This is a genomic window from Holdemania massiliensis (assembly GCF_022440805.1).
GTDB lineage: Bacteria > Bacillota_I > Bacilli_A > Erysipelotrichales > Erysipelotrichaceae > Holdemania > Holdemania massiliensis_A.
Genome location: NZ_JAKNTK010000001.1, coordinates 3425899 through 3440655, shown reverse-complemented (window position 1 = coordinate 3440655; position 14757 = coordinate 3425899). Strand labels below are relative to the sequence as shown.

The following is a 14757-nucleotide window of genomic DNA, read 5'->3' as shown; positions in this document are numbered from 1 at the left end:
AAGTTTATGCCTAAGTATAATCCCGCATCTGCGCCTGAATTTGTTTGAGCCGTTGGATCTGCGCTTCCATGGATTTCTCTGGCAGCGTCGTGATGATTTTTTCACTGTTTTGAATCAGTTCCGTGATTGCCGCATGATCGCTGACTAAACCTTCACGGATCAGCTGTACGGCGATATTGCCCAGCGCGGTCGCTTCCACCGGCCCGGCAACCACCCGCTTGCCGATGGCATCGGCGATCTTCTGCCGCAAGGTGGCGGACTGACAGCCGCCGCCGACCATATACAGCGTATCTGAAGGCTGCTGCGTCAGGGCTTCCAGCTCGTCAAACGCCAGCTTCATCTGGACGGCCAGGCTCTGGTAGACGCACCAGAACAGTTCGCCGGGCGTCTTGGGCAGCGGCTGCCCCGTTGCTTTCAGAGCATCATGAATCCGTTCAATTGTCTGTCCCCATTCCCGAAAGGTCGCGGCCTGGGTGTCGATCAAACCTTCATAGCTTTGAGCCTGATCCATCATCGCTTCAATTTCATCGTAGGAAAACGGCATGCCCTGCCGCTCCAGCTGGGCTTTGCATTGCTGGATAATCCACAGACCCGTACAGTTTCGTACCAGGCGGGTCTTGCCGCCAGGACTGCCTTCGTTGGAAACACCCAGTTTGGCGCTGGCCTCGGTGATGACTGGCTGATCCAGAATCTGTCCGAGTATCGCCCAGGTTCCGCAGCTTAAGAATAACGGATGCGGATCTTCCGTCGGCAGGGCATAAATAGCGCTGGCGGTATCATGCGCTCCGCACAGAACAACGTCCACCTGTCCCAAACCACATTCCTCAGCAATTTCCGCTTTTAAGGAACCCAGCACTTCGCCAGGATAGCGCAGTGGTACAAACAGCTGCGGACGCAGGCCTAAGCGTTGAAGCAGCGCTTCATGGATTCCGGTGCGTTGGGGATTAAGACATTGCGAAGTGGAGGCAATCGTAAACTCACAGGCCTGTCTGCCGGTTAGGAAATAACCGATCAGATCCGGCATAAATAATAATCGGTGCGCCCGCTCCAGCATTTCGGGCCGTTGTTTTTTAAGCGCTGTCAGCTGCATCAGCGTATTAATTTCATCCGGAGTGTTGCCGGTCTGGGCAAACAGTTCCGGCATGGAAAGCACAGAGGAAAGCTCCGTAAGAATTCCGCGGGTTCGCTCATCCCGATAACAGACCGGGTTCTCGATCAGCCTTCCGCTTTTGTCCAGCAATCCGAAATCCACGCCCCACGTATCGATCGCCAGCGATTTTACCTCATAATGCTGCCCCGCCAGCGTAAGACCTTTTTTGATCTGGTTGAATAAGTATAAAACATCCCAATACAACGAACCGCAGCAGCGCACTGGCTCGTTGGCAAAACGATGAATTTCATGACAGCGCAGCGTCTTTCCCTCGGTCAGGGCGGCGATCACGCGGCCGCTGCTGGCGCCTAAATCAATCGCAAGTACGCAAGGTTCCATCGCTATTTCCCGGAATATTTCTTATAGCCCGGATGTTTTCCGGTAACATGATAAGTCGTATCGCGCATCGTGATCAGGCGGTCGATGTTTTCCCGTGCGATATCTTTCACTCCGCCTAACAGCCGGGCATTGAGCATGATCTTGGCGGTCAGCTCCAACGTTTCCATGCGGTAATACGCCGTGATCAGATCACAGCCCACCGTTAACGCTCCATGATTTTCCAACAGGATAACGTCGTGCTCTTTCAAGTAAGGGGCAATGCCTTCCGGAACTTCATCGGTTGACGGCGTACCGTAAGGCGCAATCGGAACAGAACCGATCGCAATGACGGATTCGATCATCGCATAGTCGTCCATCGGGACATGCGCGCAGGCAAAACCGGTGGCTGTGGCAGGATGGGCGTGAACCACCGCTCCGACATCCTCCCGTTCTTGATAACAGCGCAGATGCATTTTAATTTCGCTGCTTGGCCGATAACCTTCTAAGGCTTCCAGCACCTCGCCCCGGCCATTGATTTTGATCAGCTTGTCCGGCGTGATAAAACTTTTGGAGATGCCGGTCGGCGTCGCTAAATAAAGATCCTCACCGATCTTGACGGACACATTGCCGTCATTGGCTGCGACCCAGCCCTGCTGCCACATCTTGTGGCACACATCGCAGATCTGTTCGCGAATTTCTTGTTCATTCATGATGTTTCATCCTCCCTTTAAGTTAATTGTGGCATAATCACAGGGCGCATGCAAGCCTAGAATGAAACCGCTATCACGCAGAATCGCCATTGATCAAAATACACGGCTGAAAAACGTCGTTGGCAGGCGGGTCTTTGAAATTTGCAGTCTTATTCATCAGTAAAACGTTCTTTGAATTTTCTGTGAAAATCCGGTCAGTATGGACATTTTCCATCAACGTAAGCGGAAAGAAATCATAACTTATTGAGTTGATGAAAGGAAAGAGGAGTCCAATGAAGAAGGCGGGCCGAAAGACCAAGCAAATTCTGAAAAAAGAAAAATCCCGGATGTATTCAGCAGGGAAAGACCGGTTTATATAGATTTCTTTTCCGGCTTCAGCCATCTTCGATAAGTGAGATCGATGCCCAATGCGCCTAAAGGCGCTGTGATTAAGATCGCGATCACAGCAGCGCTTAAAACAAGCTCGCCGCAGGCCAGACCTAAACTTAATGGCACCGCTCCGATCGCCGCCTGAACTGTGGCTTTGGGACAATAGGCGATCATGCAGAAAACGCGCTCTTTCCAGTTCAGCGACGTTTTGATCAGACATAGGGCCACCGCTCCCATCCGCAGCAGCAGCGCGCTGAAGATCAGAAGGATCAGCGGACCCCCGGCCTTGACAAGATAGGCGGGATTCACCACCGCTCCGACCAGAACAAACAACATCATCTCCGCCCCAACCCACAAGCGGGAGAATTTCTGCGACAGCCGTCCTGCCAAGAGCGAATATCGGCTGTAAATCGCGATCCCCATCGCCATGATGGCCAGCAATCCGGAAAAAGGCAGAAAGGCCTGCAGCCAGTTTTCCGCTTCCAGCAATAAAAAGGCCACGCTCATCAGAATCAGAACCTTGATTGAATCCCGCAGATGAACTCTGCGGAAAAACCAGCACAGAAGCAGACCGGTGATCGCTCCGATAAAAAGACCAGCCAGAATCGAAACAGGAACCTGCAACAGTCCCACAGCCGATCCCGACTCCCCTTGAGCCAGGGACAGAAAGCTGGAAAACAGCACGATGACCAAGACGTCATCCGCGGAAGCGCCCGCCATGATCATCTGCGGGATCGACTGTGCCGTACCACGTTTTTCTTCCATCAGCTTCAACATTCGCGGCACGATGACCGCCGGAGAGACAGCCGCGATCACCGCTCCCATTACTGCACATTCGATTGCCGACAAGCCCAATAATCCCGGCCCCAGCACAACATAGCCGATGATCTCAAGGAATGCCGGCACAAAGCACAGTAAGATCGCCGGCCGGCCTACGCGTTTTAAATCGTTCAGATCCAGCGCCAGTCCTGCCCGTAATAAAATCAAGACCAGCGCCAGTTGACGCAGATCGGTCGCAATCGTCATCAGCTGCGGTGATAACCAATTTAATCCATACGGGCCTAATAAAATTCCGGTTAAGATCATCCCCAACAACCCCGGCAAATGCAGCTGCTGCAGAAGCTGACTGAAAAGAATCCCGACTAAAAATAAGCATGCCAGACTCGTTAACATGTTTTTTCCTCCTTTTAAAGTGTCCTATGGCGGAGCTGCCAGCCGCAAAAAAAGCTGACGACCTATGCGAAAAACACATAGAAGTCATCAGCTGTTAAAGCGGTTTAGGCCAATCGCCAGGGGAGACATCATTCCCTGCCTATGATTAAACCTGATTTTCGACACAATGTCAAGATTGTAAGAAATCCGGCAGTTGTTGCGAATAGCCGTAGCGTGTATAATGAGGTACAGGCGAAAGCCTGAACTTTTAATAAAAGGATCGGGAAAGCGACTGAAAGTCGGCTTCCTGGCGTAGAATAATCACGAAACAGGAGGGGTATTATGATCGAAACTCCGGCTCAGGCGGTAATCTTGTTTTTTATTTACAGCTTTTTGGGATGGGTTTGCGAATGCATCTATTGTTCAGTCGGACAGCGAAAATGGATTAACCGTGGTTTTTTAGCAGGCCCTTATTGTCCGATTTATGGTTTTGGCGGGGTTTTTGTGCTGACCTTGCTCGAACCGGTCGCGGATTCCTTCTGGATGGTTTTTCTTTGGGGTGTGGTGATTACCAGCACTTTGGAATATCTGACCAGCTATGTGATGGAAAAGCTGTTTCATACCCGGTGGTGGGATTATTCCCGCTATCGCTTCAATCTGAACGGCCGCATTTGTCTGTTAAACTCAACGTTATTTGGCTTGATGTGTTTGTTTGTTGTCTACATTATTCATCCGCCGATCTTAAATGCCGTCCAGCAGATTCCGATTCAGCTGCTGTGGGTGATGAACGCTGCGCTGTTGATCTATTTTTCCACCGATGTCTTCAAAACAGTCCATGCTCTGCTGCGGCGCAACAAGGAATTCGTCGAATTGGAAAAGTGCATGCAGGAGCTGCGTGAAGCGATGAAAAATGTCGATCAGCTAGGCGATGAAATCCCATTTTATGAACGCGTCCAGGCCGTGATGGATTCCACCGATGCCGACGAGCAGCTGTCGGCGATCATCGACAAAATGGTCAGCCGCATCGATTTGATGCCGAAGCGAACCTTCAAGATTCGCTCTCGTTTAAACAAAGCATTCCCGCATCAGGTTAATCCGGAATTCTCCAATGAATTTCGTGCCTGGGTGGATCAGACCCGCAACCGTACAAAAAAAGCTTTTGATGAAAAGAAGGACGCGATTGTGGAAAAGATCGAAAATACATTGGGCCGCTGAGGGCGGTTTGAGCATCAAAAAAGAAAATCCGCGGAAACTCTGCGGATTTTTGTGTGGGATAAACGCTTGGCTTAATGGGGAGAGGCGGCAGATTGTCCGATCTCAATGGATTCTGCGGGCACCAGTTGATCCAGAAAGGAAGCCGGCATTTTAATATACAGAAAAAGCAGTTCGGCAGGAATCAAGGAAAGCAGAGGCAGCGTGAGCGAAATATGAAAAATAAAGATTGCCGCTCCGTTAACGATCAACAGATAAATCAGGCGGAAAAGGTAAAGCTGCCGGCGCGTTCGGATGCGCTCGTCCAGCAGTGCATCATTGCCGGTATAATCCCGATCCTTAAGGGTGATCACCGGCTGATGCCGTTCCACAAATAACAGATAGGTAGGATAAGCTTTCAAACTTTTCATGAATAGGCACCTCTTTTCTTGCAATCTTCAAGTTTTCAGCTGGAAAGAGCTGAACTTTCCTCTATAATAAAAGTATAAAGAAATTCCTGAATAAAAACAAGACTTGTGCGTTTGATAACAAATGCCCAAACGCTGGATTTTGCGTTAAAACTGACAGTTTGATAAATTTGAATGCCAAAAAGAAAAGAGGAAAAAAATGAATAAAATTAGATTAGCCAGCGGATTCGCAGCCGGACTTGCGCTTCTCATGCTGAGTTCAGCGTGTCAGTCAGCCCCGAATCCGACACCGCTGCCGTCCACTGACCCATCCCAACAGAAAGAGTCCGTTTCAACGCCGGAGCCAACGCTGACGGAACCGGAGGTTCCTACGTTTTTCTTCACCAACTTTGAGCTTGACGTGAAGAAGGAAGGTCAGGCGCAGCCGATTTCTTTCTTTGACCTGGCGGAAGGCTGTACGTTAGATAATCCGAAAGAAGTACGGGAGCCGGATGCAGCGCTGAGCTCACTGATTCAGCAGCTCGTCGAGGCGATCAATACACGGAATACAGATTTATATAATTCGCTTTTTGCGCAGGAAGAAGCCCGGCTGGACCGGCTGCCGGTCATGCCTGAGATTCAGGAATATACAATCCATCCGCAGGCTGACTTTACCCTCGTGGATCTGACATGGCTGGATTGTGACCAGACACTGCATTCCCAATATTGGCTGACCTTGGATAAGACCCACGGCTTAAAAATTGATCGGCTGCGGGAAATTCCGGATTGTGCGGATCGGAGTACAGTAAGCATGGGGGACGCTGCGCAGCTGAGCGAAGAATTTGTCACGGCTTTGCGGGCGTCCGATTATTTTGCGGTCTTAGCATTTTTTCCAAGAACCGCACCTTGTTATCCGCAGAATGCAGAAATCTGGAATGCGGTGACGATGGAATCGGCAGAGGTTCAGGAACTGACATCGGCAGGCACCTGGACTGCGGCCTTGATTACGCTGCTGATCGAGGATCCCGGCTGTACTGGGCTTGTCGAAGGGAATCAAACGTATTGTCTGGTCATGGAAAATATCGGCGGATCCATTGCGATCGAAGGCTTCTATTGGATTCCGGAGGCCGCATCAGCATAGATTTTGCCGCTGGATGCAGATAAAATGAAACATAAAGGAGAGGCGGGGATCAGAATGGAAAGACCGCCGTTTCTTTTTCATCTCAGAGCTGCATGATGGCCGTAATTAAATCTCAGCGAATCATCCATACTAACCCTGAAATGGGGTGATCTGCATGCCAAGTGCGCATAAAGGTGCGATATCATTCGGATTGGTTCACATTCCGATTCAGCTGCAGGTAGCGGTGCGGGAACATGATCTGAGCTTTAATCAGCTGTGTAAGAAAACCGGTGAGCGGATCCGATATAAAAAATACTGTCCTTCCTGCAATAAGGAAATCAAGCAGGAGGAGATTGTCAAAGGCTATGAATATGAGAAAGATAAATATGTCATCATTACCGCTGAGGATCTGGAAAAAATCCAGACGGAAAAGGATAAGACGATTCAGATTTTGAAATTTGTGAAAGAAGCGGAAGTGGATCCAATTTACTTTGAGAAGAATTACTATGCCCAGCCTGATAAGCAAGGGCAGAAAGCCTTTGATCTATTGCGTGAGGCGATGCTTGCCACCAAGAAAGCCGCGGTGGCCCGCACGGTGCTGGGAACCAAGGAAGCGCTGCTTTTGATCCGGGCTACAGAGGATGGGATGCGCGTGACTTCGCTGTACTTTGAAGATGAGATCGTCACGGCCCCAGCCAAGACGGCAAGCAAGCTGACCAAAGCCGAGGTGACGATGGCGAAGCAGCTGATTGATCAGCTCAGCGGTCCGTTTGACATTGCGGATTATCAGGATGAGTACCAGGAGCGTCTGCGCAGCCTGATCGAACGAAAAATTCATGGCCAGGAAATCGTCAAGGTTAAGGAAAAGCAAAGTGTGCAGGCTGTTGATCTGATGGAAGCGCTCAGCCAGAGTCTGAAGCAGAATACCGTGGGAGCGGCGAAGGCGAAAACGGCGCGGAAGCGAACCGGGAAGAGCTTATCATGAGTGAATTGTTTGATCAGCATGGCTATGCGCCGATGTTGATCGGCCGCAGTGAAGAAGCCTTTGACAGTGATGATTATCTGTATGAAATCAAATGGGACGGTACGCGGTGTCTGGCCTACTGTTCGGATCATACGGAGCTGATCAACAAGCGGGATAAGCTGCTTAACGATCAGTTCCCGGAGCTGCTGAACCTGCATCGCTGTCTGCCCAAATCCGCTGTGCTGGATGGGGAAATTGTTGTTTTTCATGAGGGAAAACCGGATTTCTATGCGCTGCAGCGAAGAGAAATGCTGCGCAGCGCCTTCCGTGTCCGGCTGGCTCAGGAAAGCAATCCGGCGACGTTTATCGTCTTTGATATCCTGGAGTATAACGGCAAGGATCTGACCGGTCTGCCGTTAGTCAAACGCAAGGAAAAGCTGAAATCTTTCAGACAAAGTGAAACGGCCGTGTGTTCGAGAACCTACCTGCAGGAAGGCAGACAGCTCTATGCCTGGACGCAGGCACAGAATCTCGAGGGCATTGTCGCCAAAGAAAAAGACAGTCTTTATCAATGCGGTCGGCGCACGAGCTCGTGGATTAAGATAAAAAATTTGAAAGATGAGGATTTTGTGATCTGCGGCTATTTACAGAAGGAACGGAATGTGCTGAGTTTGGTACTGGGACAATACCAGGGCAGAACGCTGGTCTATAAGGGGCATGTTACGCTGGGCGTCAGTGAAACTCTGCTGCGGCGAAAACTGCCGGTCACTTCGCAGTGTCCTTTTCCTGAGGAACCTCAAAATCATGAACGAGCAGTCTGGCTGAAACCCAAGCTTGTCTGTACGGTAAAATACATGGATAAAACCGCGGCAGGTTCACTCCGTCAGCCAGTACTGAAAGGGTTACGGGATGATAAACGGGCCATTGAATGTAAAGTTGATGAAAATAGTTGAAATACTCTTTCCTTAAATAAGAAAAAGAAGTACAATAAGATCAGGAAGGAGGCGGAACATGAAGACGGTATTTCAGGTGTTTGATTCCGCGAATCTTGATCGGTGCCGGTTTTATATCGGTATGACATCATTTCTGGTCTTTTTCTTTTTCTTCATCGCGATGATTTTGCAGGACAGTTTTTGGTTGATTTTAGCAGGGGCTGCGATCCTAGGGTGGCTGGCCGCGATGGCTTTCTGGCTGCGGAAACGCCAGCAAATCAGAGCTTTTCTTCAAGCCCATCCGCTTCATGAGCCGTACCGCTGCATTGATACGACTTTTTTCAGCGAACAGGAAATTCTTTCCGCCAGCCTGGATCGGCTGACGGCCTGTACTTATTCCGAAGTGATTCGGGTTTTCCACAATGATAATCCATGGGAGAAGACCCGTCCGGGATATAAAGGTCTGCATTCAGTCAGTCTGGAAACGCAGAAAGGAGCGATTCTGGTTCGTGTCAGCGATGCGCAGAAAGCGGAATTGTTGACGCGCTGGATCAAAGGTAAAAAAGAAGGCAACGGCACTGTCCATTTGGAAGAACTGGGCAATTGGTCAGTGAAAACCCGTTTCTGATTTTGATGTCAAAAGGATAAAAGACCTTTCATTGCGGCAAAGGAGCCAGAAGGACCGCTGTTGAATGAAAGGTTTTTTATTTGTTCAAAGCACAGGTCTTTCATTTGTGATACACTAAAACTAGAAAATCACAGTGATGAAACGCTTGACCAGAATATTCTGGTGAAAGGAGAAAGCGAATGAAGAAGATCAGAATGATTTTGCTTGGGCTGAGCCTGGCGGTTGTTTTCGCCGGCTGCACTCAATCTCAAGCACCTGCCTCAGATCCAACAACGATGCCAACGGCAGAGTCAGAGGAGAAAAGACTGACAACGTATACATTCGAGGATGAAGCTTCCGGTGTTCGGTTTACAGCGGAAGTACCTGAGGCGTGGAAAAAAACAGAGATTTTCAGTCACTCAGGTGATGAAAATCAGGAAGCCAGTCCTACGACCGGTGTGCAGTTTTTATTCAGCGATGACGGCAATCAGCTGTTTTCCATTATGGCGGCAGTGGACGCTCCCTTTGGTGTCGATGACAGTTTGTTTGATTCCCAGCCTTATCATACCGAAGCGGGGTTGGAAGGCCTGCGCTATACAAGCGAGAGCAATGGGCAGATCATAGAATATTTCATTTTCGGTTCAGGTGAAACGCTGCCGCAGATGTTTGCGGTTGTGATCTTAAACGCAGACAATTATGCGCTTTATCAGGCTGATATTGAGCATGCGGTAAAGTCGTTGAAAATTGTCTAACAAAGAGTTCTAAACTTGCTGAACTGAGAAAACGCAGTCTGATTCCTATTACAATGGATGATCGCAGGACTGCGTTTTTATTAATAGAAAAACTATGAAATTTCAGTTGAACAGAGAAAATCTATCTAACAGTCTGTACTTCAAATGATTAAAGTAAAAATAAAGGGTCAGCGGATAAAGTTGGTTACTTCATGATGGTTTTCCATCGTTTTCTGTAATCCAATCTGTTTTCCAGCTTCAATACATTTGAGCAAATAAGCCATATTATAAACAAGGAAGTCCATACAGCCGAGGACTTGCATACTAATCCAAAAAATTTCAGTTTCCATCCTTTACATTTAATTTTGTGACAGTAACATTGATCATAGAAATTACGTAATTTTACGTATTTGTTTGTTGCTTACGTATTGATACGTGCTATAATTAAGCCGTGATAAGGGAAAGGAGAACCAATCATGCCCATGACTTCTAAGGAAATGATTAAATTCCTAAAGAAGAACGGCTTCGTCATTTTAAGGCAGCGTGGTACATCTCATGTAATCATGAGAAATCCTGAATCCGGAAAACAGACGACTGTACCTGATCACGGCTCTAAAGCTTTGAAAAAAGGGATAGAGCAAGCTATTCTTAAGCAGGCTGGGCTGAAATGAGCCCTCCTGCCATAAAATAAACTGAGGAGGTCATTTTATGGACAACAAAATTTTCTATCCTGCAATTTTCCACAAAGCTGAAGAAGGCGGTTTCTGGGTCACATTCCCGGACATTCCTGAAGCCATCACCGAAGGAGATCATATGCAAGAAGCTTACGAAATGGCTGTTGACTGTCTTGGTCTTGCACTTTCAGTTAAGCGAGATGAAAATGATATCTTCCCGTTGCCATCTTCCCCCGAAATGATTGAAATCAGCGCTGATGAATTTCTAGTCATCGTCGAATTTGATTTCGCTGCTTTTAAAAAGCGTGTAAATTCAAAAGCTGTAAAGAAAACTTTAAGTATCCCCGGATGGCTCAATGAAGAAGCGACTGCAAAAGGGATTAATTTTTCTCAAGTTCTTCAAGAAGCACTTATGAACAAACTACAATCCATGTAGTTGATTGTCTGCACTTTTTGCATGCGGTAAGAGATTATCGTTATAGAATGAAAGGAAGAAACGACTTTCAGTTGTAATATTACAAAAGCAGAAAGTTGAATCAGCCTTGGATGTAGTTAATCCTGTATTGAATTACAGTGTAACTCTAAATTCTAAAGAATATGCAAATCTTCCAGGGATTTTTTTCTTTATTGATTACGAATTAAAAAAGTCAATTCAGTTTTCTTCTAAATTGACTTCATTGAGTGCATTGTACTTTTTTATAATTTACGGTCTGACAGCATTTCGGCGCGTTCGATCGTCTTACTGAATTTGTTGAAATTGCTTTTCATGATGTTCAGATACAGTGCATCGATCAGGTACAGTTGAGAACAGCGCATGGTTGTCACATTCAAACGTGTTTCAGTTTCAAAAGAGACAGTCTTTAGGATGAGATCGGCATAGGTGTGCAGCGAATTCTTCGCCATGCGCGTCATTGCAATGATCGGCATTTCATTTTCCTTGGCAATCGAAGCCGCCTTAATGACCTCTCGTGTTTCACCTGATTCCGAGATCAAAAACAGGACTGTATCTTTGCGCGACTGATCGATCAGGGAATAAATCGTATGCGGCGTCTGACTGGTTACGCAAAGTAATCCCATCTTAACCAGCTGATTTGCCAGGTATTCACAGAATAAGTTAGAGCTTCCAATCCCGAACAAAATAATCTTCTTGGCTTTGATCAGCATTTCGCAGGCCTGCTGGATTGTTTCTTCCTTGTTGTTCTCAAAAGTCACCTCAACGATATCATGATACTGCGCAATAATTTTGCGGTTGGTGTCATTCATAGATTCGTTAACCTGGATTTCTTCTCTTACTAAATCCTGGCGCGGGATGGCCGACAGATCCGCTAAAAGTTCCCGGAAACTGTTGTAGCCCAACTTCTGAGAAAAACGAATAATGGTTGACTGGCCGATGTGCGTATTCACGGCGAGCTGATGCGAGGTGATTGTCCGGATTTCATCAATATGGTCAAGGATATAATCCGCGACCAGTCTTTCGGACTGCGTTAAATCCTGATATACAGCTTTTAATTTTGCTTTAAACATGGGTATCCCCCTCTTGTCTTATGATTTAATTATACAGAAAAGTTTGGATAACTACAAATAAGTTAATCAAAAAAACAAGTTAACACCTTGACAGATCCCCAAGAATGCAGTAATCTATGGGTAAATAATCCATATATATCACTGATATTTATGGATAAAATACCCAAGGAGGAAGAAAGATGGAGAACAAAGTTTACGGTGTCGTCGAGGGTCTTATTCAAAAACTGCAGTCCACACAGGAAGAAAATGTGGAAAAAACAGCTCGGCTGTTTGCGGATGCGCTGAAAAACGGCGGTATGCTTCAGGCTTTTGGATCAGGTCATTCCCAAGCGGGAGCCAGCGAACTGTGCTTCAGAGCGGGCGGCTTCATTCCCACCAAACAGATTAAAGAACCTGCCGGCGGTGCTTATGAAGGCATTGAAGGCGTCGGCACATCCTTCATGAAAAAAGTGGATGTTCGTCCGAATGACGTTATCGTTTTGATCTCCAACTCCGGTCGAAATCCGCTGCCGGTTGAAATCGCTCTTGCGGCTCATGAAAAGGGCGCCAAGGTTGTCGCGATCACCTCGCTGGAAGCTTCCAAGAATTTAACGCCGAAGCATTCCTGCGGCAAGAACCTGTGGCAGCTGGCGGATGTCGTCATTGACAACTGCGTTATGGATGGCGATGCTTCCATTGATGTTGAAGGATTGGATACACGGATCTGCGGCATGTCTGCGATCACGACGGCGATCTTGATTCAGGCCTGCGTTTACCGTACAGCGCAGATGCTGCTGGAAGAAGGCATTGTACCGCCGGTCTTCAAGTCACAGAATATCGACGGCGGTCCAGAATACAACGATCGTCTGCTGGCTCAGTATTTCGACCGCATGTACCACATGTAATTCAAGTTCAGAACAGAAAAGGGGAATTCAAGTGCAGAATTCCTTTTTTCATATTATAATAATAAAGATCAGGTTCTTTGCCCAGACGGCAAAGTGCTAGAAAGGAAAATCATGAATAAAGAGAAATTTTCACTGAGCAGGCTGATGCTTGCGCTGCTGGCGGCCTTCAGTTTACTGCTCAGCGGCTGCGGCGCACCCTCTGCGCCAACGGCTTCAGCTACACCGACACCTCCGTCTGTGGAGGCTACTTCTGTTGAACATCAGCAGGTTGCCTTTGCTGATATGGCCTATGTCCGGCCGGATCTGGAGGCTTTAGATCAGAAGATCGCCGACTGTCAGGCGATGGCTGCAGAAGAAGGTAAGGAAAGCGAACTGCTGGATCTGTATGATGAGATTCTGGATGATATCCGGAATTTGGATGCTATGGACACGCTGGCGACCATCCATTACAATCTAGATACGACCGATACGTATTATGAAGAAGAAATGACCACGCTGGATAACTATTATACGCGTCTGGACAACAAGATGAACGAACTGACCGAAACGATTTTAGCGTCCGGGTATCAAGACGCTGCAAAGGCGGCCTGGGGCGATGAATTTATCGAACGTTATGAGTTTAATTCCAAACTGAATTCGCCGGAAATCGAAGCTTTGAGCGAACAGGAAAACGATCTGGTTACGCAGTATACGAAGCTGCTGGCTTCGGATTATACAACGGAGCTGAACGGTCAGACCGTGACTATCGAAGATCTTGATCTGAACACCGACGAAGGGATTCAGGCTTATACTGAAATCTATGAGAAGAAGAATGCCGAATTAGGCGGAATTTATCTGCAGCTGCGGGATCTGCGCATTCAGATTGCAGAAACTCTGGGCTATGACAGTTACACGGACTACGCTTATGATCTTCTGGGCCGGGATTACACCCCAGAAGATGCCCATAATTTTAGCGAAAAGGTCAGAACTGAGCTGCTGCCAGCATTCGGACAGATGATCAACGCGAATTATAACGAATTGATCTCTGCTTTAACTTCGATGCAGTCGGGCGATGGAGATCTGGAAGCGGTACTGCCAATTCTTAAAACATCGCTGCAGGCAGAATTCCCAAGCAAGATGAGTGAAGCGCTGGATTACATGCAGAATAACAAGCTTTATGATTTCAGCAATGAGCCGAGCAAAATGCATGCGGGCTACACAACCTATATTAATGATTATTCCGCGCCGTTCATGTTCATTAATTCCAATGATTACCGCAATGCGGACACAGTGATTCATGAATTCGGTCATTATTACAATTTCTATCTGATGCCGACGATCAGCTGGAATGACAGCAACAATCTGGATGCCGCGGAAATTCATTCGCAGGCGCTGGAGCTGCTGATGCAGCCCTATTATGATCAGTTCTTTGGAGCCGATCAGGCGGAAGGACAGAAGATCTATTCGATTTACAGCATGGTCAGCTCCATTCTTCAGGGCTGTGCTGAAGATGAATTTCAGCAGGCTGTCTTCGCCAATCCGGATTTAACGTTGGAAGAGGTCAATCAGCTGCATGCGGATATTTTCTACAGTTATACCGGCAGCGAGCTGTATTATGAATGGGTTGATATTCATCATCATTTTGAAACACCGTTCTATTATATCAGCTATGCTACCTCGGCGATTTCAGCTCTGGAGATCTGGGCTCAGAGTGTGGATGACCGGGCAAAAGCCTTGTCTACCTACAACCAGATTACGCAGTATACAATCAATTTCAAATATCGTGATGCCTTAGTCGGCAGCGGATTGAAAGATCCGTTTACTTCCGATTGTGTCAGTGAAATTGCAGAAAAGGTTAAAGGTTTGTAAGATTGAATATTCATTGAGGAAGCAGGGAAATCTCTCTGCTTCTTCTTTCTGTTTAGAAGCCAAGGAAGTCATAAAATTAGGGCTGGAAAAGCGGGACAGAGTTGGTTATAATTAAACATACGAGAGATGCGGGTGTTATTAAGCGTCAGCGTAAGTCTTGTTTCCGTAGCTCAGCT

15 protein-coding genes and 1 riboswitch are annotated in these 14757 nt (G+C 47.4%); of the genes, 10 read left to right on the top strand and 5 right to left on the bottom strand.

Translation table 11 applies throughout. The features are described 5' to 3' along the window. Positions 1-10: 10 nt before the first annotated feature. From MCG46_RS15985 to MCG46_RS15975, 3 genes are all read right to left on the bottom strand, one after another. Positions 11-1489 (bottom strand): rhamnulokinase, encoded by a 1479-nt coding sequence (locus tag MCG46_RS15985; RefSeq protein WP_240280858.1) that lies wholly within the window; start codon positions 1487-1489, stop codon positions 11-13. A 2-nt stretch (positions 1490-1491) separates the two neighbouring features. Next, entirely contained in the window at positions 1492-2178 is a 687-nt protein-coding gene (locus MCG46_RS15980; protein ID WP_240280857.1) for a class II aldolase/adducin family protein, read from the bottom strand. A 351-nt stretch (positions 2179-2529) separates the two neighbouring features. After that, complete coding sequence (locus MCG46_RS15975; RefSeq protein ID WP_240280856.1) at positions 2530-3720, bottom strand: cation:proton antiporter; 1191 nt, start codon at positions 3718-3720, stop codon at positions 2530-2532. Between the two features lie 71 nt (positions 3721-3791). Next, a riboswitch (Fluoride riboswitch) is annotated at positions 3792-3865 on the bottom strand. A 176-nt stretch (positions 3866-4041) separates the two neighbouring features. Between MCG46_RS15975 and MCG46_RS15970 the strand changes: the two genes are divergently transcribed. After that, positions 4042-4914, top strand: coding sequence for a putative ABC transporter permease (locus MCG46_RS15970; RefSeq protein ID WP_240280855.1), 873 nt, complete (start codon positions 4042-4044; stop codon positions 4912-4914). Positions 4915-4985: 71 nt separating this feature from the next. Here the strand turns inward: MCG46_RS15970 and MCG46_RS15965 are convergent, their stop codons facing one another. Then, positions 4986-5321: a hypothetical protein gene (locus MCG46_RS15965; RefSeq protein WP_240280854.1), complete on the bottom strand. Its 336-nt coding sequence runs from the start codon at positions 5319-5321 to the stop codon at positions 4986-4988. A gap of 196 nt (positions 5322-5517) precedes the next feature. On the opposite strand from MCG46_RS15965, the gene MCG46_RS15960 reads away from it, so the two are divergent. The 7 genes from MCG46_RS15960 to MCG46_RS15930 all read left to right on the top strand — a co-directional run bounded on the left by MCG46_RS15960 (position 5518) and on the right by MCG46_RS15930 (position 10761). After that, a complete protein-coding gene (locus MCG46_RS15960) occupies positions 5518-6438 on the top strand; it encodes a hypothetical protein (RefSeq protein ID WP_240280853.1) in 921 nt (306 codons plus the stop codon). 154 nt (positions 6439-6592) lie between these two features. Beyond that, positions 6593-7402 carry a Ku protein gene (locus MCG46_RS15955; RefSeq protein WP_240280852.1) on the top strand — a complete coding sequence of 270 codons (810 nt, stop codon included), beginning with the start codon at positions 6593-6595 and terminating at the stop codon, positions 7400-7402. Then, on the top strand, positions 7399-8334 hold the full coding sequence (gene ligD / locus MCG46_RS15950) for a non-homologous end-joining DNA ligase (RefSeq protein WP_240280851.1): 936 nt from the start codon (positions 7399-7401) through the stop codon (positions 8332-8334). The genes MCG46_RS15955 and ligD overlap by 4 nt, the downstream gene beginning before the upstream one ends. 58 nt (positions 8335-8392) lie before the next feature. Beyond that, entirely contained in the window at positions 8393-8941 is a 549-nt protein-coding gene (locus MCG46_RS15945) for a hypothetical protein (protein ID WP_240280850.1), read from the top strand. Positions 8942-9120: 179 nt separating this feature from the next. After that, complete coding sequence (locus MCG46_RS15940; RefSeq protein ID WP_240280849.1) at positions 9121-9672, top strand: hypothetical protein; 552 nt, start codon at positions 9121-9123, stop codon at positions 9670-9672. Between the two features lie 455 nt (positions 9673-10127). Next, positions 10128-10322: a type II toxin-antitoxin system HicA family toxin gene (locus MCG46_RS15935; RefSeq protein WP_240280848.1), complete on the top strand. Its 195-nt coding sequence runs from the start codon at positions 10128-10130 to the stop codon at positions 10320-10322. 37 nt (positions 10323-10359) lie between these two features. Continuing rightward, positions 10360-10761 (top strand): type II toxin-antitoxin system HicB family antitoxin, encoded by a 402-nt coding sequence (locus MCG46_RS15930; RefSeq protein ID WP_240280847.1) that lies wholly within the window; start codon positions 10360-10362, stop codon positions 10759-10761. A gap of 260 nt (positions 10762-11021) precedes the next feature. Here MCG46_RS15930 and MCG46_RS15925 read toward each other — a convergent pair whose 3' ends face one another. Beyond that, complete coding sequence (locus MCG46_RS15925; protein WP_020225629.1) at positions 11022-11849, bottom strand: MurR/RpiR family transcriptional regulator; 828 nt, start codon at positions 11847-11849, stop codon at positions 11022-11024. Between the two features lie 179 nt (positions 11850-12028). Between MCG46_RS15925 and MCG46_RS15920 the strand changes: the two genes are divergently transcribed. Further along, the gene (locus tag MCG46_RS15920; RefSeq protein WP_020225630.1) at positions 12029-12733 is read left to right on the top strand and encodes a sugar isomerase domain-containing protein; all 705 of its coding nucleotides are present in this window, start codon (positions 12029-12031) and stop codon (positions 12731-12733) included. A 111-nt stretch (positions 12734-12844) separates the two neighbouring features. After that, on the top strand, positions 12845-14581 hold the full coding sequence (locus MCG46_RS15915; protein ID WP_240280846.1) for a peptidase M3: 1737 nt from the start codon (positions 12845-12847) through the stop codon (positions 14579-14581). The last annotated feature ends 176 nt before the right edge of the window (positions 14582-14757 follow it).